The sequence below is a fragment of the Weizmannia sp. CD-2023 genome, from assembly GCF_036225245.1.
Classification (GTDB): Bacteria; Bacillota; Bacilli; order Bacillales; family Bacillaceae_C; genus Weizmannia; species Weizmannia faecalis.
In genome coordinates this window covers 37,874-58,709 of the sequence record NZ_JARTJQ010000071.1, presented here as the reverse complement: position 1 = coordinate 58,709, position 20,836 = coordinate 37,874, and the positions used below count along the sequence as shown (strand labels likewise).

Annotated in this window: 18 protein-coding genes and 1 tRNA gene; 7 read left to right on the top strand and 12 right to left on the bottom strand. The window is 44.1% G+C overall.

What is annotated here, in order from left to right; translation table 11 throughout:
- Window positions 1-75: 75 nt before the first annotated feature.
- Window positions 76-1,299 (bottom strand): acetate/propionate family kinase, encoded by a 1,224-nt coding sequence (locus P9687_RS10325; protein ID WP_168985955.1) that lies wholly within the window; start codon window positions 1,297-1,299, stop codon window positions 76-78.
- A 325-nt stretch (window positions 1,300-1,624) separates the two neighbouring features.
- Between P9687_RS10325 and P9687_RS10320 the strand changes: the two genes are divergently transcribed.
- Together P9687_RS10320 and P9687_RS10315 are read left to right on the top strand one after the other, a co-directional pair.
- A complete protein-coding gene (locus P9687_RS10320) occupies window positions 1,625-2,503 on the top strand; it encodes a PocR ligand-binding domain-containing protein (RefSeq protein WP_061086654.1) in 879 nt (292 codons plus the stop codon).
- Between the two features lie 125 nt (window positions 2,504-2,628).
- A tRNA-Val gene (locus tag P9687_RS10315) sits at window positions 2,629-2,701 on the top strand.
- A 303-nt stretch (window positions 2,702-3,004) separates the two neighbouring features.
- Here P9687_RS10315 and P9687_RS10310 read toward each other — a convergent pair.
- The 5 genes from P9687_RS10310 to P9687_RS10295 all read right to left on the bottom strand — a co-directional run bounded on the left by P9687_RS10310 (window position 3,005) and on the right by P9687_RS10295 (window position 8,699).
- Window positions 3,005-3,763: an MFS transporter gene (locus tag P9687_RS10310; RefSeq protein ID WP_046721747.1), complete on the bottom strand. Its 759-nt coding sequence runs from the start codon at window positions 3,761-3,763 to the stop codon at window positions 3,005-3,007.
- Window positions 3,764-4,060 (bottom strand): MFS transporter, encoded by a 297-nt coding sequence (locus P9687_RS17335; protein WP_104851331.1) that lies wholly within the window; start codon window positions 4,058-4,060, stop codon window positions 3,764-3,766.
- Window positions 4,061-4,604: 544 nt separating this feature from the next.
- Window positions 4,605-5,789, bottom strand: a complete 1,185-nt coding sequence (locus tag P9687_RS10305; protein WP_061577182.1) for an amidase — start codon at window positions 5,787-5,789, stop codon at window positions 4,605-4,607.
- 64 nt (window positions 5,790-5,853) lie between these two features.
- Window positions 5,854-7,440: a gamma-glutamyltransferase gene (gene ggt / locus P9687_RS10300; protein WP_168985953.1), complete on the bottom strand. Its 1,587-nt coding sequence runs from the start codon at window positions 7,438-7,440 to the stop codon at window positions 5,854-5,856.
- On the bottom strand, window positions 7,437-8,699 hold the full coding sequence (locus P9687_RS10295; RefSeq protein ID WP_046721744.1) for an MFS transporter: 1,263 nt from the start codon (window positions 8,697-8,699) through the stop codon (window positions 7,437-7,439). Before P9687_RS10295 ends, ggt begins: the two co-directional genes overlap by 4 nt.
- 381 nt (window positions 8,700-9,080) lie before the next feature.
- On the opposite strand from P9687_RS10295, the gene P9687_RS10290 reads away from it, so the two are divergent.
- Genes P9687_RS10290 through P9687_RS10280 form a run of 3 tightly spaced genes read left to right on the top strand, consistent with a single transcriptional unit; the run spans window position 9,081 to window position 10,705 of the window.
- The gene (locus P9687_RS10290) at window positions 9,081-9,557 is read left to right on the top strand and encodes an Lrp/AsnC family transcriptional regulator (protein WP_046721742.1); all 477 of its coding nucleotides are present in this window, start codon (window positions 9,081-9,083) and stop codon (window positions 9,555-9,557) included.
- A 12-nt stretch (window positions 9,558-9,569) separates the two neighbouring features.
- Window positions 9,570-10,169, top strand: a complete 600-nt coding sequence (locus tag P9687_RS10285) for a chromate transporter (protein WP_014095678.1) — start codon at window positions 9,570-9,572, stop codon at window positions 10,167-10,169.
- Complete coding sequence (locus P9687_RS10280; RefSeq protein WP_014095679.1) at window positions 10,166-10,705, top strand: chromate transporter; 540 nt, start codon at window positions 10,166-10,168, stop codon at window positions 10,703-10,705. The genes P9687_RS10285 and P9687_RS10280 overlap by 4 nt, the downstream gene beginning before the upstream one ends.
- Window positions 10,706-10,767: 62 nt before the next feature.
- Here P9687_RS10280 and P9687_RS10275 read toward each other — a convergent pair whose 3' ends face one another.
- Window positions 10,768-12,759, bottom strand: coding sequence for an acetoacetate--CoA ligase (locus tag P9687_RS10275; RefSeq protein WP_168985952.1), 1,992 nt, complete (start codon window positions 12,757-12,759; stop codon window positions 10,768-10,770).
- Between the two features lie 297 nt (window positions 12,760-13,056).
- Here P9687_RS10275 and P9687_RS10270 point away from each other — a divergent pair, with 297 nt between their 5' ends.
- On the top strand, window positions 13,057-13,266 hold the full coding sequence (locus tag P9687_RS10270) for a hypothetical protein (RefSeq protein ID WP_019721868.1): 210 nt from the start codon (window positions 13,057-13,059) through the stop codon (window positions 13,264-13,266).
- Between the two features lie 59 nt (window positions 13,267-13,325).
- Here P9687_RS10270 and P9687_RS10265 read toward each other — a convergent pair whose 3' ends face one another.
- From P9687_RS10265 to P9687_RS10250, 4 genes are all read right to left on the bottom strand, one after another.
- The gene (locus P9687_RS10265; RefSeq protein ID WP_014095682.1) at window positions 13,326-13,568 is read right to left on the bottom strand and encodes a YkuS family protein; all 243 of its coding nucleotides are present in this window, start codon (window positions 13,566-13,568) and stop codon (window positions 13,326-13,328) included.
- 328 nt (window positions 13,569-13,896) lie between these two features.
- Entirely contained in the window at window positions 13,897-15,708 is a 1,812-nt protein-coding gene (locus P9687_RS10260) for a M3 family oligoendopeptidase (RefSeq protein ID WP_035182012.1), read from the bottom strand.
- A 523-nt stretch (window positions 15,709-16,231) separates the two neighbouring features.
- On the bottom strand, window positions 16,232-17,485 hold the full coding sequence (locus P9687_RS10255; RefSeq protein ID WP_168985951.1) for an MFS transporter: 1,254 nt from the start codon (window positions 17,483-17,485) through the stop codon (window positions 16,232-16,234).
- A gap of 1,082 nt (window positions 17,486-18,567) precedes the next feature.
- Window positions 18,568-19,908 carry a C1 family peptidase gene (locus tag P9687_RS10250; RefSeq protein WP_035190301.1) on the bottom strand — a complete coding sequence of 447 codons (1,341 nt, stop codon included), beginning with the start codon at window positions 19,906-19,908 and terminating at the stop codon, window positions 18,568-18,570.
- Window positions 19,909-20,155: 247 nt separating this feature from the next.
- On the opposite strand from P9687_RS10250, the gene P9687_RS10245 reads away from it, so the two are divergent.
- Complete coding sequence (locus P9687_RS10245; RefSeq protein WP_013858831.1) at window positions 20,156-20,341, top strand: hypothetical protein; 186 nt, start codon at window positions 20,156-20,158, stop codon at window positions 20,339-20,341.
- Between the two features lie 367 nt (window positions 20,342-20,708).
- Here P9687_RS10245 and P9687_RS10240 read toward each other — a convergent pair whose 3' ends face one another.
- Window positions 20,709-20,798, bottom strand: a complete 90-nt coding sequence (locus tag P9687_RS10240; RefSeq protein WP_017551759.1) for an archaellin/type IV pilin N-terminal domain-containing protein — start codon at window positions 20,796-20,798, stop codon at window positions 20,709-20,711.
- Between the last annotated feature and the right edge of the window lie 38 nt (window positions 20,799-20,836).

Here is a 20,836-nt window from a genome sequence, read left to right as displayed (position 1 = left end):
CGTTCTGTTTTCCAGCAAAAAAGGACGATGCGCCGATCGTTTTACCGAATCGTCCTTTTTTAAATCGCCGCTTTTTCAGACTCTCACTGTTTGTTTTTCGGACAAACGCGCGGCTTGCCCTTCACTTAAGCGCCAGGTATCCCGTGCAATCATCAATTCTTCGTTTGCCGGAATGACCAGTAAAGACACTTTTGAATCAGGGGTATGAATATACGGCCCGTTTTCTTCGTTTGACCTGAAATCCAATTTTGCCCCAAGATAGGCTAAATTGGAAACAACCGCTTGCCGGACGGAGGCAGAATGTTCCCCAATCCCTGCCGTGAACACAATGGCATCCACACCGCCCATTAATGCAACATAACCGCCAACACATTCTGTCACACGATTCACAAACATTTTGATTGCCAATTCCGCCTGCTCATTATGAGCTTTTGCTGCCAGCTCCACGTCACGGAAATCATTCGAAATCCCGGAAATACCGAGCAAGCCGGACTCTTTATTGAACATATCCATCATTTCATCAATGGTCAGCCCTGTTTTTTTCATGATAAATGGAATGATGGAAGGATCAACCGTGCCGGAACGCGTTCCCATCATCAATCCGGCCAGCGGGGTAAAGCCCATTGAAGTATTGACAGATTTTCCGCCTTGAATTGCACAAATGCTGGAACCGTTTCCTAAATGGCAGGAAATGATTTTCAAGTCTTTCAATGGTTTTTCAAGAAGCAGGGCTGCTTCATTGGCAACATACTGATGATTGGTTCCATGGAAGCCGTATTTCCGGATATGATATTGATTGTATAATTTCAAAGGCACCGGATACAAATATGTTTCAGGTGCAAGTGTTTGATGGAAAGAGGTATCGAACACGGCTACAGCACATGCTTTAGGAAGCCCTTTCATAAAAGCCCTGATTCCGAGTAACCCAGCCGGATTATGCAAAGGCGCCAATTCGCATAAATTTTCAATTTTTTGAATCACTGTACGGTCGAGTACGGCAGAATCCGAAAAGTCTGAACCCCCATGTGTGATCCGATGTCCGACAGCTGAAATTTCATTTAAATCATCGACAATATGGTTCTTTAAAAGAATTTCAATCAAATAATCCGCAGCGTCACGGTGATCGTGAATCGGCGGTTTTTCTTTTTGGCGGAAACCGTTGATTTTATATGAAACTTCAGGGGCATCGAATCCGATTCGTTCAAACACGCCTCCAATTAAAATACTTTCATCCGGCATATTGAAAACTTTAAATTTTAATGAAGAACTGCCTGCATTAATGGCCATTATTTTTTTCATTTTATATCCCTCCGAAAGATAACAATCTTATCCGCAACAATTTATGTGATCTCTTTCACAAATAACTATATGCATTTCCTTATAATACAAGTATAAAGAAACGCTTTGTAACAAATTTGCCTATTCCGGCGTCAAATTCAGCTAAAAATAGAGAAAATGATATTTTTTTGTTGCGCTTTCATTTATAATGAGGTTAGAAATCAATGTTTGCGCTTTCCCGCCTTTTTGCATGGTAAAAGATTCATTTGTATTTTTTTTGTTCAGCTTTGAACAAGATTTTGTAATCGCTTTAACGATTGCTTTTTGAAAACGGGGGCTTTGTGAAATGGAAAACAAACAACAAATTGAAAAAGTAATGGAAATGTTTTCTTCTGCGACCGGGCTCACAGCGGTTTATGTGGATATTGACGGAAAAGAAATTTCTGATGATGATCAATTCCCGCCTGTCTGTCAAATCATCCGGCAAGTTCCGCATCTCCGGAAACACTGCCAAACATGTGCGAAATTCGGCGGTTTTGAAACAATGAAAAACGGGCAACCCTGCATTTACAGGTGCCATGCTGGCCTCGCGGATTTTGCGGTACCGGTAAAAAGCCGGGAAAACACGCTTTATGGTTTTATCATTGGCGGTCAGGTGCGCCTGGAAGACGATGAAACTCAAGTGAAAGATTTTTTGCAGCAAGAACCGCTTGATCTGTCTTCCCACCGTGATTTTGCGGCCGCCTATAGCAAACTTCCGGTTTTTTCTTTAGAAAAATTATCTGCTTCTGCCGAAGTGCTGGGTACTTTGTCAGAATACTATTTGTCTTCCGTTTTAAATGAAGAAGCAAAACCGGCGAAGGAATCAACCGCTCAAGTGAAAAAACATGCCAGCTCCAAAAAAGAAATAAAACAAGCCCTTAAATATATTCAGAAACACATTCACCAGCCTGTCACTTTGGAAGAAGCCGCCGGCCATGTGTATTTAAGTCCATATTATTTCAGCAAACTTTTCAAAAAGGAAACCGGCGAAACTTTTGTTTCTTTTGTCAACCGTCAAAAAATGAATCTGGCAAAAGACATGCTTGCCAACGATGACTTGCCGGTTTCTTATATTGCGCACAGCCTGGGTTTTCGGGAGATCAGTTATTTCAGTAAAGTGTTCAAAAGGTATTACCAAACCACCCCGACCAGCTACAGGGCGATGTCCCGTAAAAAAGGATGACCGTGCGCGGCATGAAGGAGAATCCCATTTTTTCGAGATAGGATTTCTATTCTTTTTTTAAAAAAACTGATTGACAAGGCACCCCGTTCCTTATATACTAAATATTGTCCGACAGAGATGAATATGATTCCGTAGCTCAGCTGGGAGAGCGCCACCTTGACAGGGTGGAGGTCGCTGGTTCGAGACCAGTCGGAATCATCCTTAGAACCCCTGAGCCGCAACGGTTCTGGGGTTTTCTTATTTTTTCAAATTGTGAATGAAAAGGCGAGTTGTTGCCCAAATATTATTCATACCTGAGGCTTGCTGAACGGATCCGATTCTGAGTTTGTACCCAATTTGTCAGTAATTTTGCAGATTTAGGCATTTTGCTTATTCTGCAAGTTCTATGTGAAGAAAACATGCAAAATTGAAGGCCTTCCTTTACATAGAGGGCGGATTTTAAAACCTGCTTCCTGCCACGCTCTTAAAAAAGCACACTCGCTCTTTTGTCCGCCGTATTTTTCAATATTCTTTTATGGAAGTTGTAAAACCGAAAAGCGCAATCAGCATAATGATACAGCCTGCTAAACCTATTGCCGATGAAGACTTCATAACATCCCCCACTACTCTCCACACTAAAAATCCAACAGGTGATAAAAATGTGGATATGCTTGCAATTCCGAGTACCCTGCTTCTATATTCTTCCAATGAGAGTTCATACAAAATCAATGTTGATATATAACTTGTAATAGTAAACGAACTCCCTACTAAAAAGAAGATAATATAAAGCAAAAGGGTTTTAACAAAAAATACGGTTGTATAAAGCAGCCCTGCTACACACAAACTCGTTAAATAAATATAACCTCGGAACTTTTTTATTTTATAAACGCTCAATAATAAATTGATTAAAAAAGATCCTACTGAATAAAAAGTAAGAACTACGCCGTATACATTTGCGCTTAAATTCAAGTCATTTTGGATCATATTAACGAGGTTAACGTTATAACTACCTACTGCAATATTTGCGAAAGAAATCAAAACAACCGACCAAAAAATAATCTTATTTCCCCAAAAATATTTCAATCCGCTTTTCAAATGATCAAATGGGCTGGCCTTTTTTTGTATCGTTTGATTTTTGTTCTCATATTTTATAGGCAAAGTAAACAGCGCCGCAATTAAAAAAGTAATGCTATTCAGGATGATAAATTGGTTGAATTGCAATTTTATGATGGCTATGCCAGCAAACGTTGGCGCTAAGATGGAAGCAATTTTAAATACCATTTAGTTAATCGAGACCAGTCGGGATAAATCATCAGTATTCGCGACCTCGGGCAGGATGGCGTTATAAATAGGATTGAATACCGCATCAATTAGAGACAAAACAAAAGTATAAATATAAACTTCTACGATATTGAAAGCATGATAGAATAAAGAAACTCCCCAAACAAATCTTATGATAAATCTAAGCAGGTCTATTGATAAAATGAATTTCTTTTTGGATATTCTGTCTCCAAACACTCCGGAAATAATTGAAAATACAATTCTCGGTAATAACCCAACTAACAAAACAGTTCCCATAACAAATGGTGACTTTGTTTCATTTATAACGTATCATGAAAGTGCCATAGAGTATACGATCGATCCTATACTGAAAATCCCCTGACCCGTCCATAAGAAAAAAACCGAATGATTTTTGGAAAAAAGTGATCTCACCTTTACCAATTGCCCCCATTTTTAATCCAATTGATAAACCCTTGATATGCAATATCCATCATTTTATGTAAAAAAAACTGCACATAACACTAAAAATCAGCTTCTCCCCCACATCTGTGGGCATTTTTTGTCTGGGGAAGCGGTTTCTGGAAATGACGTTGATTTTGGCACCCACTGCCATTAAAATAGCTTATTTGTGCCTGGTTTTTTTCTGTTTTTTATCGAGGAATCCCTGTATGAACGTTCGGCCAAAGATTTTTTGTTTAGCAGACCGAAATTTATAATATGCTTATAATGTCATAAAATTTCCATGAATGCAAGTGTTGATTATATTTCAAATTAATTGGCCGGGGAACACTGCTTTCCCCGGCCTTAACGGCTGCAGCCTAATATCCACGTTTTGCAAGAATCAGGCCGCTGATAACATCAGCTCTTCTACCCAAGCCAAAAGTTTTAAATCTTGTCTGTATCCAGCAACTACCGACAGGCCGATGGGTTCTCCTGTTGCAGTGAGAAAAGGGATTGTAAGTTGTGGCAGACCGGCCAATCCCGCTATACAGCTGAGCTGCATTGTATGTTCCCGCGTTTTTTCTATCTCTTCCATGGATCTCCCGGTTGCGGGCGCCGGGCCGGGGGTTGTCGGCAGTACAAGAAGTCCTGAAGAACCCAGTAATCCCCTTAGTTTATCTCGGATATTCAGTCGAAGTTGATTTGCATTTTCCCAATGGCTGTCTTCCGTGATCGTAGACGCCCATTTGAATCTTTCGGTAATATCCGGGCCGAATTTTGGGCGGGCCTTTTCAATCCAAGCACCATGTGTTTTCCAAACTTCTCTTCCTTGCAGCAGGCGGAAAGCATGGCTCCACGACTTTAACGTCTGATCCGCAATGGCCGTTCTGACAACATGTTGTACACGATTTTTTAGCAAGTGGTGCCATTTACTTTCAAGTAGCTTTCGCGTCTCTTCCTCTGCAAGCTCCCACGCATCCTCCGCAAAAAATAGGGTATCAAATTGCGGACGGATGTCCTGTTCAGGCTTAAAGAGCACCTGCCCGACCCTATATAAAATACCGGGATCCTTGGACATCCAGCCGATCGTGTCAAACGAGGGCGCCAGCGGAATAACGCCTTCCATTTTGATCACCCCATGAGAGGGGCGGAAACCAAAGATCCCACAATAGGCGGAAGGAATCCGAACAGACCCGCCTGTGTCTGTCCCAATCGCAAAATCTGTACACCCGGCTGCTACAGCGACTGCGGAACCGCTGGATGATCCTCCTGGAATACGATCTTTCAGAACAGGATTGACGGGTGTCCCGTAGTGAAAATTTTCTCCATTCAGGCTGTACATTAATTCGTCTGTATGTGTCATTCCAGTTAGCCGTGCGCCTTCATTTAAGAGCCATTCAATGACAGGGGCATTTTTCCCGGCTGCAGGGTGGAAGTCATACCAATCGGGATTTCCGGCAGCATTTCTGTGGCCTTTTACAGCAAAAACGTCTTTAACAGCAAAAGTATAGCCATCCAATAAGCCATTTCTTTTTGGCCATACAGTCACGTCCGGGTCAATAAAAGCATTCCATTTATCTTCCATATTTTAGCACTTCTCCTTGTTTTATTGTGGCACCGACTATCGTAGTCAAGGCAGAAACCATATACTACCAGCCAATGGCAGCCCCGTCACAGCGCGGGTCTGTTCCGCCGATTCTAAAGCCGTGTTCGTTAATTTGGATCATATGGGCATGCCCCATTACGCCATCATATGCAGAAACTTTTCGGACAACATGCCCGGCTTTTGAAAGCGCATTGCATACCTCACTGCCCACTCTTTCTTCAACTTTTAATTCTTCCGTTGGTTCTCCCCACGTCCTCCCCCAAACCCATCGTGGTGCAGATACGGCCTGCTGAGGGTTCATGCCATAGTGAACAACTCTTGTGATCAGGGCCGTTTGGGTCTGCGGCTGGCCTTCCCCTCCCTGTGTGCCATATAAAATGCTTGGTTTCCCATCCAAAAACGCCATCGCAGGCATTAATGTATGGAAAGTGCGCTTATGTGGTTCCAAAGTATTCACATGGCCTGCATCCAAAGAGAAAAACGACCCTCTGTTTTGCATTAAAATACCGGTTGAACCCGCTACAAATGCAGAGCCGAATTCGAAATAGAGGCTTTGAATAAAAGAAACCGCATTCCCTTCATCATCCACTACTGCTGCGTAGGCTGTATCCCTCCCTAACGGTTCCGCGTTATATTCCATCGCACGATCCCAATGGATTTCTTCTGCAAGCTTTGCTGCATATGTTTTGCTGAGTAATTTTTCCAGCGGAACAGGGGAAAATCCCGGGTCCGTCAAAACTTCATTCCGATCTTGAAATACTTTTTTCAAGGTTTCGATCAAAATATGGTAATATTCATAAGATCCATGTTCGATCATAGTGAAATCAAAATTTTCCAATATATTGAGCGCCATTAACGCTGAAAATCCTTGAGAATTTGGCGGAGCTTGATAAATTTGGTAATCATGATATGGAGTAAAAATCGGATCGGTCCAGTTTCCATAATGGTCAGCGAAATCGTCAACTAGCAAGTAGCCGCCGTCCGCTTTTATTGCCGCAACAATCTCTTTTGCAATCGGCCCTTTATAAAAAACATCTCTCCCTTTTTCTGCTATTTTCATAAGCGTGCGGCCCAACTCTTTTTGAACAAATTTCTGCCCGATTTGCGGTACCTTTCCATTGGGAAGATAGATGTCGGAAGTGCGTTTTGTTTTCATTAAAATGTCATGGGCCATCACTGTATTTTTGTACTGGTCAGGGGACAGCGGAAAACCGTTCCATGCATATTCAATTGCCGGCTCCAGCACTTCCTTGAAGGTAAACTTGCCGTATTCTTTTAAAATGGCGTCCCAACTGTCTGCCATTCCGGGAACAGTAATGGCACTTCTGGCGCCTCTTAAAGGAATCTTGTCCTCATTTGCATAATTTTCCCGTGTGACACAATAGCCTGATCGGCCGCTTCCATTATATGCCCGGAGCACGCGATCGGAATGGTGCCATGTGAGCCAAAAGGAATCCCCGCCCAACCCTGTCATATGCGGATAAACAACAGCCAGACATGCACTAACGGCGACGGCTGCATCAAAGGCATTTCCTCCTTTTTCCAGGATTCTTGCACCTGCGGCCGAGGCAAGGTAGTGGGGGCTGACAATCATTGTTTTTGTACCGATTTTCGGGTCGTTTAATTTCATGGATTTTCCCTCCCAGGAACAAATTTGGCTTCATATCGTTGTGCTCGTCTTTGCGTTTTCACCGCTGCTTTAAAAGGTTGTCCATCAGAAAATAAGAAAAGAAAGCCGCCAAATAGCAATAATATCCCTGACAGATAGAAACCAATTTCCATGTTTCCTGTGACTTCAGCTAAATAGCCTGTTATATATGGCGCGAAAATAGAGGATAACATTCCTGCAAAATTAAAAATTCCAAAAACCCTTGCGTACATAGCAGATGAAGTATGATCTGCGATAAAAGAAATTAAAACCGGATCAAGCGCCAGCTTTCCAATTAATCCGTAAACAACCAATCCGGCAATCATGAAAGAAAAACTGTCGGAATACGGAACAACAAATTGACAAATCGTCCCTAAGACTGCCAGTGTGAAAACCATTATTTTCTTGTTTTTGATTTTGTCCGACAAGTATCCGAAAAACAGCGCACCCGGAATCGAGGACCAAGGAACCAAAGAAGCGATCACACCTGTCTGTGATCCCGGAACTCCCCGTTCTGTTTGCAAATAATAAGGAAGCCAGGTCATCATGCTGAAAAATCCGTATAATGAACAGAAAATGAGTACATACGTGATGAGATGATTTTTGCTAAACAGTTCCCTTACATTTCCGGGTTCCGTGACACTTGTTCCCGTTGATTTGATCCTGGAACGGTGATGAGGATCTTTAATCAAAAGCCCCATTAGGACGGCGACGAGCACCGTCAAAATACCGAATATATAAAAGGAAAACTGCCAATCTTTTTTTAGTGTAAATGTAAAGTAGCTGGAAGCAATAAATCCGAGCGATATCCCAACAGCCATCCCACTGTTTATCAATGCCGAAGAGATTCCCCGGTATTTTTGAGAAATGGCAACGGATGAAATCGCGTACTGGGGCCCATAGTAGGTGCCTTCGCCCAGGCCGGTGACAAATCTAATCATTAGAAAAGCAAGCAGCCCCGGTGCCATTCCGCTCATTATGGTCCCGACACCAAACAGAATATAGCCTGAAACCAATACTTTTACCCTGCCGATACGGTCTGCTAAAAATCCTGCAGGGATCTGCATGGCAGCATAAGCCAGAAAAAATATGGTTGACATTAAACCCAGTTCACTTTTAGATAAACCCCAATCATCCTGAATAACTCCCATCACCGGCGACAATATATTCCGATCCGCATACATAAAAGCCCATCCTAAAGCAAATAACACAACGTAAACAACAGGATGCCTCTTTTTCAAATGAACTGCCTCCCCTTTTTCTTTAGTATTGTAATGTTTTCTTACATAGATTTCATTATGTTTCCTTTTATTTCTTATGATGTTATTAAACATAACATGAAAAATTTTGTCAATATTTCACTTTTTCTGCTCGTGCGATGGTTCCTTCTTTTTTCCTTCAAAAAGAAGGGAACGCACCCCATTCTATTTCGTTTAGAAAGCAAAGCCTTATTTGTAATCGCAACCAATGGAAATTTGTAAAAATTTCAAAACTACTTTTTTACGTTCTGTCATTCATTTTGCAAAATGGATTGTATTTCGTTCGCTTTTTCAGTATATTAATACATATAGATACTTACAGATTAGAATTTGCTTACATTTTGAAATAAAGGAGAGGAGTCTATGCCCAGGCAATATGATGGTGCTGCCGTTCAGCTGGATGAAATTGACCGCCAAATCATTCAGCTTTTAAACGGAAATGGCAGAGTTTCGTTTACAGATTTGGCAAAAGAAATCAAACTTTCCCGTGTGGCTGTTCAATCACGCGTCCATTCCCTCGTTGAAAATGGTGTGATTGAATGTTTTACCGCTGTCGTGAACCCTGAAAAAATCGGCCTTCACCAGTCCGCTTTTTTTAATGTTGAAGTAGAACCGAAACATTTACAGAAAGTGGCCGAAACATTGGCCAAAGATCCGGCGGTTTCAAGCCTTTATCATATGTCAGGCCCCAGCAAACTTCATATGCACGGCTTATTTAAAGACAACGAGGAAATGGAACTGTTTCTTAAAGAACGGTTATATCCGTTGCCTGGCATTATGAGCGTCGATTGCCAGATTTTACTCAAACGTTATAAAAGCCGAATAGGAATGAAACTGTAAGGGGGTTGCACTATGGAAAAACAGCAAAATGCTTATGCCCAGCTTGCCATGGCGATGCTTAGGACCGGCATTCTCGGCTATGGCGGCGGCCCGTCTGTCATGCCGCTTTTCCGGTATGAGGCGGTGACAAGGTACAAATGGCTGGATGACGACGAATTCGGGGAAACATTGGCAATCGCAAACGCGCTCCCCGGCCCGATTGCAACAAAAATGGCCGCTTACCTCGGTTACAAGTTGAAAAAGACAACCGGCGCCGTGTTCGCCATTTTATTCCATATTCTTCCGAGCAGCATCGCCATGATTGCGTTGCTGTCGCTTGTATCGGTATTAAGCCATTCAAAGATTGTGGCCGGAATGATCGCAGGGGTCATGCCGGTTGTTGCCGTTATGCTTGGCCAGATGGCTTACGATTTCGGGGAAAAAACGGTCAAGGGCCTTGGGAAGGTTTTCGGAATCGCGATGTTTGTTATTTCCTTTCTCCTGCTTGAAACGATCCATCTCCATCCGGCTATTGTCATTCTGATTTTTCTTGCGTACGGAAGCATCCACTTTCGACTCGTTGCAAAATGGAGGAGAGATGAAAAAAAGAAGAAAAGGGATGAAGCGGGATGATCTGGTTCCAATTGATGCTCGGTTTTTTCATTGCAAATATCCTTGGCTACGGCGGGGGGCCTTCCTCCATTCCATTGATGTACCATGAAATTGTGACGCATTACGGATGGCTGAACGACAGCGAATTTTCCAATATGCTGGCACTCGGCAATGCACTCCCAGGCCCGATCGCGACAAAAATTGCCGCATTCGTCGGCTATGGAGCGGGCGGGTGGACAGGACTGTTAGCGGCTCTTGCCGGAACGATATTGCCGTCTGCCGTTGCATTGATTGTGTTGCTGAAAGTATTGCACAAATACCGCCAGTCTCCGGTTGTGAAAGGGATGTCTCTGCTTGTGCAGCCGGTCATTACCATCATGATGGTTGTGCTGACATGGCAGATGGCAAAAAGTTCCTTCGGCCAGATCGGCATCTGGCAGTCGCTTGGCATCGCCGTCGTCGCTTTCTGGGCCATGCATATCCGGAAGATCCACCCCGCCCTTGTGATTTGCGCGGCATTTCTCTATGGTGGCATCGTGCTTCAGCATATTGTGTAACGGGATAAGGAGAAGATGCGCCAAAAAAACCAGGATGCCTGATGAAGCAGGCATCCTGGTTTTTACTTTGTTTCAGTTTTCTGATCGTTTAGCGTTTGGGCGAGTTCAATAAAGAAGTCAAGTGCTTCCGGATTGGCCATTGAACCCCTGTTCACCACTTTATCGACCGGGAAGCCGAGCAAAATTTTACGGATCGGGACTTCCAGTTTCTTTCCGCTCAATGTTTTTGGGATTTGTTCAACTTCATAAATTTCATCCGGGACAAAGCGTGGCGAAACTTTCGCCCGGATTTCGGTTTTGATGCGGTTTTTTAACGTATCATCCAAATGCCGGCCCTGCTTCAGGACGACAAATAGCGGCATGAACGATTGCCTGCCGAGATGTTCAAGGTCGATGACAAGGCTCTCGATAATTTCATCAATGCCTTCGACCGCCCGGTAAATTTCGCTCGTGCCCATGCGAACGCCTTGGCGGTTAATTGTGGAATCGGAGCGGCCGTAAATGACACAGCTGCCTTTTTCATCAATCTTGATCCAGTCCCCGTGCCGCCATACCCCAGGATAGACATCAAAATAACTTTCAAAGTAACGTTTGTTGCCTTCATCCCCCCAAAAATACAGCGGCATTGACGGCATCGGATCGCAAATTACCAGTTCCCCGACTTCATTCACAACCGGTTTGCCTTCCTCGTCAAATGCCTGAATATTTGCACCCAGCCCGCGCGTCTGAATTTCGCCGGCATGAACCGGCAAAACAGGCGAGCCGCCGACAAATGCGGTGCAAAGGTCCGTCCCCCCGCTTGTCGAAACGACCCATAAATCCTCTTTGACATTTTCATAACACCAAATGAAACCTTCCGCCGTAAGCGGGGATCCCGTTGACAAAATTGCCTTGAGATGGGATAAATCGTGTTTTTCCTTTGGCTTGATGCCGGATTTCATGCACACACTAATGTACCCAGCACTTGTACCGAAGTGGGTCATGCCGGTTTTTTCCGCCAAGTCCCATAATGCATCCATAGTCGGGTATGCCGGGCTGCCATCGTACAGGACAACCGTAGCCCCGGCCAGCAAGTTGCCAATTACAAGATTCCACATCATCCAGCCGGTTGTGGTGAACCAAAAATACACATCATCCGGCTCCACCCCTTGTTCGACTTTTAAAATTTTCAAGTGTTCCAAAAGGATGCCACCCTGTCCCTGGACGATCGGTTTCGGCAGGCCGGTTGTGCCGGATGAAAATAAAATCCACAGCGGGTGATCCAACGGTACAGGTTCAAACGCGAGTTCAGCTTCTTCTTTCAGCACTTCCTTAAAGGAGATCGTGCTGCTGTCCGGTTTTATCTCGCCAAAATCCATATAAGGCACCACGATTGTTTTCTTTAACGTTGGAAGGGCCGCCTGAAGTTCCGTGATGTTTTTTCGTTTGTCAAAAATTTTTCCGTTATAGGAATAGCCATCAACCGCGAATAAAACAGCCGGTTCGATTTGTTTAAACCGCTCAATGACGCTCTCATTGCCAAAGTCCGGGGAACACGATGACCAGACCGCGCCAATGGAGGCACATGCTAGGAAAGCGATCACCGTTTCCGGCATACTTGGCATATATGCCACCACCCGGTCTCCTTTTTGGACGCCAAGTTTTTTCAGGTACTGCGCCGTCTTTGCTGTTTTTTCCTTCAGTTCCTGCCAGCTGACTTCCCTTTGGCGGACGGTTTCCGATTGGAAAATGAGCGCAGGCTTATGCTTTCTGCTGTTTCGGAAAACGTGCTCGGCGTAGTTGAGCGTAGACCCGGTGAACCATTCGGCGCCAGGCATTGTCCTCGATTTCAAGACTTGTTCATACGGCGTATGGGATATGACACCACAGTATTCCCAAATGCTTTTCCAAAACGGTTCCAGCTGATCCACGGACCATTTCCAAAGATCCTGGTGGTGCTGAAATGTTAAACCGTATTCTTTTTCCAACCATTTACGGTAACGGGTAACCCCTGCTTTTTCAATCCGCTCCCTTGACGGCTGCCATAATAATGCCCCTTCTGTGACCGTCTTCACTCGAGTTCCTCCCCATCTGCGTGATGTATTTTGTAAGCGTTATCTTTTACTATTTTACCAAGACATGAAATATTTCGTCAACGAATGAAAAGGCGTTTCATGGAAAATGGGGGAAGGCCCTGCACGCTTCTTGCCTCTTCTTGGATCATACAAAATGTCAAATAGCAGCTATGTTCTTGGCGCTTTTTTCGTCCCGTTATGTTTCTCCAGTTCCGTTGCAGAACCATCATTTGGGCAGGCGGCCGTATAAAACTTTCCCGGATACATATGCTATTGGCTGTACGAGGAGGTGATTTTGTGGGAAACCAGAAGAATAACAACCAAAAGAACAACAGCCAGCAAAACAAAAATAATATTGCGGAAGATGTAAAAAATACGGCAGGTGCCGCTTTTCATGCTGTCCATAAAGGGCTGGAAACGACAGAAGATGTGGCGATGAACGCTGTGGATGCAACTTCAAATGCAGTCAACAATGTGACGGGCGGATCGCAAAACAATAAAAAATAAAAAGTGCCGGGAAATGGGCGCTTTTTGCAAATGTAAAAGGCCGGGGGTATCCCGGCCTTTTACATTCTGCTCGCCACTTCTTTTACAATATCTTCAGCAGACATGCCTTTTGCATCAATGACAGGCGCCTTTGTCATCGTGTCATTGATCCCCATTGCGTTCATCTCGCTGCCGGTTACAACACAGCAGTCACAACCTTGTACATCTTGTTCGTTCTTAATGGTTTTCACTTCATATCCTTTATCGCGCAGCGCTTCCTGGACATTTGTCAAAGCCTCTTCTACACCGATTATTACAGCCATGGTTAACACCTCCCTCTTTTTTATCGTACCCATCTGATTTTAGAAAAAACATGTTTTTTCCCCGGCCGCAGACGGATGCTTTTTATTTTATAATGGTGCTGAGAATCCGGTTGATTTCTGTATCATGTCTCCCGGTTTTACTGAAATAGCCGATATCTTTTTGGCACACGTCAATTCCCGTGCGGCGGCAGCAAAAATATTTTTGTGTTCTTCCGCTTTTCATTTGTATATTTAAAAATCCTCTCCGCATTTTTGAATACATTCATCATGCCCCGTATTGAAAAGCCGCACAGTTTTGCCAACTGTGCGGCTTTTTTGGCGTGCGCCTTTACTTGCCGAGCAATTCGTCCGAAAGCCGGATAAATTCGCGGGCATCTTCTGCCATAAGGTTAATGCCGGCTGCCCAGAAGTCCGGTTTTGTCAGATCAACGCCAAGATGTTTTTTAGCAAGATCTTCCACCTTCATCCGGCCGGTATCGCGCAAAAGGGCAATATATTTGTCTTCAAAGCCATCTGGATTCTTCAAAAATTCGGCGTAAATGCCAAGGCTGAATAAATAACCGAATGTGTACGGAAAGTTGTAGAACGGCACATCGTCAATAAAGAAGTGGAGCTTGCTGCACCAGAAATGCGGGTGGTAGCCGGACAAGCTGCCGGCATACGCTTCTTTTTGCGCCTTTTCCATCAGTTCATTGAGCCTTTGTTCGGACACAATGCCTTTTGAACGCTCTTCGTAAAAACTTTTTTCAAACAGGAAGCGGGCATGGATGTTTAAAAACATAGCCGTTGCATTTTCAAGCTTTGCATTTAATAAAGAAACTTTTTCTTCCTTTGACTTTGCATTGGCGACAGTCGCATTGCCGATGATCGTTTCTGCAAAGGTGCTCGCCGTTTCGGCCACGTTCATCGCGTATTCGCGGTTCAAACGCGGCAAATCGCGCATGACATGGCTGTGGAAGGCGTGGCCAAGTTCGTGCGCCAACGTGCTTGCATCATTTGTGGAGCCGGTAAATGTCATAAAAATCCGCGACTCTTCAAACTCCGGCAGACTGGTACAATAGCCGCCCGGGCGTTTATTCGGCCGGTCTTCCGCCTCTACCCAGCGGTTTTCAAGGGCGTGTTTCGCAAATGCAGACAGTTTCGGCCCGAAAGAAGCAAAATGTTGGATGACAAAATCGCACGCTTCATCATATGTAAATCGGGCCGGTTTCATATCGCCGAGTGCAACCGGCGCATCAACATCCTGCCAGCCGAGTTTTTCCATCCCGAAAATTTTTGCTTTTTGGTTGAGAAAGTCGACAAACGGCTGCTTGTTTTCAGAAACGGCTTTCCACATCGCATGAAGCGTGTCTTCAGACATCCGGTTGTATTCAAGCGGCTCTTCGAGAAAAGACTTCCTGCCATGGGCTTTTTGCAGCGTAATCCGGTACCCGTCCAGGTGGTTGAGCGTATCGGCAAAAACCGGCGCATATTTTTCCCATGCCGCTTCCCAGTTTTCGAACAGCTGTTTGCGCACTTCCGGATCCGGGTCGGCATACATCCGGTTCATCGCCTGGCCGACGGATAAGGATACCGTCTTGCCTTCTTTGTCCGTAAACGGGATTGTCATAACGGAAACAGCTGTGTCATACAATCTGCTCCAGCCGGCCAGCCCGTCCTGGTTGAGATCGGCAATCAGCTTTTCCTCTTCTTCCGACAAGAGCCGTTTTCCTTCATCGCGCGTTTCATTGAGGGCAAAGGAGACTTCGCTCAATTCCTTGTCCTGTAAAAACTTTTTCCAGTCTTCGTCCGAAATGGCCACCAGTTTTTTCTGAAAAGTGGTCCCGAGCTTTTGCATCTCGCTGTACAAATCCATGATTTGGCCCATCACGACATTTGCATAGTCATCATCCATATAGGCATCATGCCACATTTGCACAAATGTCGCAGACTGGCTGAGCCCTTTTTCGATCTCTTCCTGTTTTTTCAGGATGGCTTTAAACGGCTCCGGAGACGGGTCTTTCGAAAATGCCCATCCGTCGAGTCGGCTTTTGTATTGCCCGATTTCTTCTTTCAGCCCGCGCAGTTTTTCCTGCAATTCCGGCGATTTTGTGCCGCCCGGAATAACGGCATCCAGATCCCAAGTATTCTTATATTTCATATTTGCAACTCCTTTCTTTCTTCCATTTTACAGGGTACCGCACAAAATACCAATATATTTACAATCACGGTAAAAAATTTCAGGGCCGGATCCTTATCAGGGAGATGTTTCGCATTTTTAAAATCAGAATTGAGATTAAACATGATAACTGCTCCGCTTCCTGATGTATCCCTTTTTCATCCATCCGGAATCGAATCCTTCCCGTGAAAATTTTCGCCTTTTAAAAATCGGAACATGATAACTGTCCCGTTTCCTGATACCTCCCCTTTTTCATCCATCCGGGGTCGAATCCTTTTCGGGGAAATGTTTCGCCTTTTAAAAACCGGGATTGAAATTAAACATGTTAACTACTCCGCTTCCTCTCCCCTTTTTCACTCTCCTCCGGCAAGTTATAATCACTGCTTTTGCCCCTTTTTCACCCGGCAGTTTTTTGCCGGTTGTCGTTAATGGGACTTACTGAGCATCATTCGTGCATCACACCAGTTTTATAGCCGGGCCGTTCCGTTATTTTTCCGGCTGGTGTTTAGGATGAAGAAGTGAAGCTTTCTTGATTCGTAAATGCTAATTTTTTTCCTCTAAATCGAAAGAAAAACACAACCCCGAGCACGATCTCCAGTAAAGCAGCAAGTGGCGTTACAGACCTCAATCCAAGATACTGAATGATAACCCCTGTCAGAAAAGCGCCAAATTGCATGGAGACCATGCTGCAAGTATTCCAAAGCCCAAAAACTCTCCCTCTAAGATTGCTTTCAACATGTGTTTGCATCACATGCCGTTCGAACGGGACAATGAATCCGCCGACAAAAGCATGTAAGACCATAATGAAAGTGCCTTCAAACAAATTATTGGAAAGCCCAAACACAGCCCAGCTTAATCCCATTAAGATATAACTATAGCCATACCGGTGAATATTTTTGAAAAAAATTTTATTATTGGCAATCCAAAGACCCAAAATGACAGAAGTCAAACCTTCTCCAACGTATAACATGCTAATGCCGATAGGGGGAACATGATAAATATGGTTTACCATTTGTTGAATCATCAGGTTAAAAGACCCGACAATTAAGCCCCCTGTTAAGGCAAAAAGCAATACATATCTGATGTAAATTTGCTTTTTTACCACGGATAAGCCAATCTTTAGTTCGCTGAGAAAGTTTCTTTCCTTTGGCTTTATTTGGGAATTTTTTAAATTCAATGTCCACATGGTGATGCCGGCGTAAATAAAAGATAAAGATGTTAAGATCCAGAAGACATTTAGATTGAGCAATGTTACCAAAACCCCGCCGGAAGCTGCACCGATTAAGCGAATCAAACTGGTCAAAGAAAAGTTCAATGAATTCGCAATGATCAAGTCTTCTTCTTTCATGATTTCCGGAATAATGGTTTGTCTCGCAACGGTAGTCAAAGATGAGAGAACGCCGATAAAAAACCTGATCACAAAGAAAAAAATCCAAGCTGCCCAACCGTCGAACACGGGCACAAGTATAAAAAGGGCATATAGCGGCGATTTCAGCAGTTCAGATACTACAATGATTTTCTTGGTATCCATTCTATCAATAAGCCCGCCTAATAGAAAACTCATCGCAATCGGCACTAAACCGCTTACAGCCCACAGCGTCCCTAACTGCAATCCATTATCCGTTATTTTCCCTAAAAGGACGAGCATTGAAATAAAGGAACCCCATGTTGTTAATCCTGTAACGGTAGTCGTTGCCAATAACTTTCTATAGTCGGGGAAATGCTTTAACACTCGTATAATATCATTGTTTTTTTTCATCGCATGATCAAGTCCGAACTATTTTCATATTTCATTCAATTTCAACCCCTTTTTCCATTTTACAAGGCGGGGGAAAATTTTCCAATATTAGAACAGTCGTTTTCAGTAGCTTTCCAGGGAGATATTTTGTATTTTTAAAAAATTTAGAGGAGGCTGCCTTCCATTTTGGGGCGGGTCCGTTTCCGGGGCATTTTACATACTTTGGGTTCTTCCTTCAGATTGAGCTCGTCTACGTTAAGAAAGCGTGGAAAATTGACAGTGTTCCTTCACATAGAGGGCGTCTACGTTAAGGAAGCATGAAAAAACGAAGGCCTTTCTTCACATAGAGCCCGTCTACGTTAAGGAAGCAAGCAAAATTGACGGCCTTCCTCAACTTAGAGTCCGTCTATGTTAAGAAAGCATGAAAAAACGTGACCCTTCCTTCACATAGAGCCCGTCTACGTTAAGAAAGCAAGCAAAATTGACGGCCTTCCTTAACTTAGAGGGCGTCTACGTTAAGAAAGCACGGAAAATTGACGGCCTTCCTTCACATAGAGGGCGTCTACGTTAAGGAAGCATGAAAAAACGAAGACCTTTCTTAACTTAGGGCCCGTCTATGTTAAGGTAGTGCGGAAAATTGAATGCCTTCCTTCACATAGAGCGTGTCTATGTTAAGGAAACGCGCAAAAAAATCAATGTTCCTTAACGTAGAACCCGTCTACGTTAAGGAAGCACGAAAAAACGAGGCTCTTTCTTCACATAGAGGGCGTCTACGTAAAGAAAGCATGAAAAAACGTGGCCCTTCCTTCACATAGAGCCCGTCTATGTTAAGAAAGCAAGCAAAATTGACGGCCTTCCTTAACTTAGAGCTCGTCTATGTTAAGGAAGCACGGAAAATTGACGGCCTTCCTTAACTTAGAGCCCGTCTATGTTAAGAAAGCACGAAAAATTGAAGGTCTTCCTTCACTTAGAGCCCGTCTACGTTAAGAAAGCAAGCAAAAACGAGGCTCTTCCTTCACTTAGAGCCCTTAGAGCCCGTCTACGTAAGGAAGCTCAGCAAGCCCTACTTAAAAAGCGCGGCTGATGGCAACCGCGCCCTTTGTTTAATGCATCCAGGCAAGAGACCCCATCGGATCCCAAGGTTTCAGGACAATCGGATCTTGTTCCCATGCTTTTTGCAAATCCTCTGGCAAATATTTTTTGTCAATGACGATTTGGTACGTATATTCATCCATCCAGGCGTCACTCATGACAAAATAACCGTCTTTGCCCACTTTTTCACCCCAGCTGTTTTCCACTTTCCATCTGTCCGGTTTGCCGTCAATGAGGTTGACACCGGTCAATACCATTGCGTGCGTCATTATGCTGTCTTTATAATCGAGCCGTTCCGCTTTGGTCATGCCGAACGAAAATCCGAAAGCTTTTTCCAAATCGAAAAGGCTGGTATCCATGATGCCTTCATTCCGGTCTGATGACGCGGCAACATCACAGCCGAACCAGACGCTACGGTTATCCTTCAGCTGTTTTACGGCCAGCGATTTAAAGGTTTCGATATCAACATTTAAATATTTGACCGGTTTGCCGCCAACCACATTGCCCAAATACTGCACCGTATACGTTTTGCCGTACGGTTTGTCGCTTGTTGGCGCATTGATAATGCTGATGTATTGGTCGAGATCAAATCCGACGTATTTCTCAAAAAATGCCTGTGGTGTAATGTTTTGCTCGCGATGGAACAGTTTGTCGGTATCGCGGAATTCAAAATCAAACGTCTTCGGCGGCTCACCGAGTGCAAAGGCCAGCAATTTGTAAACTTCTGCAAGCATGCCTTCTTTCGCCTGCCGCAATTCTTCTTCCGGCTGTCCTGCTGCGTGCATTTTTCTTAGTTTCACCGCATCTTCGCGGAGCTTGGCATTTAAAAGCGAATTGAGTTCGCGCGAGTTGCTGCTGTTAAAGGTTTCCGGCATAACCTGTTTTGGCACAACGCCGTATTTTTTAATGAGCGCGACGAGCATATCCCACTGCCCGCCGTCCTGCTGCGGGGTTTCAAGCAGCCAGGAAATGAGCCGTCCTTCCACAGGTTCGTCTGCGGTTTCAATCATCGTTTCCAGGAAGTAATTGGCTTTTTCAAATTTGTCCCAGAAATTCGTATAGTTTTGCGAAAGCTCAAAGTCTTTCAATCTGAATTTTGCATTTAACTTATGCGTAAACGTATTTAAGGCGGCAAACATCCAACAGCGCCCGCTTTGTTTCTGATTTGACACTTTCCCCGTTTCAATTTCGTGGGAGAATACGTGATTCATAGAAACCACAGCATCATTGTTGATTGTCGCGGCCTTCAATCCGTTTTTCATCATTGCATTTTGAATCACTTTGTTTTGCGGCAGTTCGCGGATTTGCTGGGAAAACCGCTCCGCCATTTCCCGTGTAATGTCTTTTGCCATTTAAATCTTCCTTTCCATTAAGTTCTTTTTTATTATACGCCTTTTTCAATCAGATAAGACAATTTTGCGTTTTTGAAAAGCCTGCAATTCTGAAACGGAACACAATTGGGCGATATTTCCTTTTCACTTTTCCACTTATTCGTCCCGCTGTTCGGTAAGGAAGGCTTTTTTCGTCCGTTCATTTCCCAAGTTTTTTTAAATTATGGTATGCTGTTTTACGAGAAAGACTCAAACGGGGTGATGGCAGATGAGTGAAGAAAAGGATTATGAAACAAAAGGTTATGATACAAGTATTGTTTATGATTATAAAGAAATGCCCGACGTCCATCCGGGCCGCTGTGATAATTGTGGTTACAGCCACTTCAAGTCATCGGTCAAACATGGCGTGTTTTTGCGTGAATGCCGGAGATGCGGGATGAAAAAGAGCATTTAACAGGCAAAAGCGGACTTCCTGCAAATGGGAAATCCGCTTTCTTCAATTTAGAATCCGGGGCAGTTGGAATGATTTACGCAAATCCAGCTGCATCAAAATCGCCATTCGCAACGAGATAAACCCAACCCGTCTTCCTATTTCGCAGCATGGCTGTGAGCGTTCTGTTTTCGGAAAATTCACCCAAATTCACGGACGTTTCCGTACGTCTTTAAAGAGTTGCATACACATCCGGATGGGGCCTTAGCACAAGCAGAAGCGCCTGTTCGTTCCGGTGCGTATCTTGTCTTTCAACACGCAATCCTTGCCGCCGAGTCATAAAAAATTTTGGGCAGCCCGGACCTTTATCGCTCATCTATGTAATACGGCTTTATTTGCTGAACCAAATAAAGTAACCGGCAAGCACCACGACGACAAGAAAAAGTACAATGGTACCAAAGACGACTCTTTTTGATTTCAAAAAAAACGCTCCCCTCTGCACGGACTTTCAGTTACATT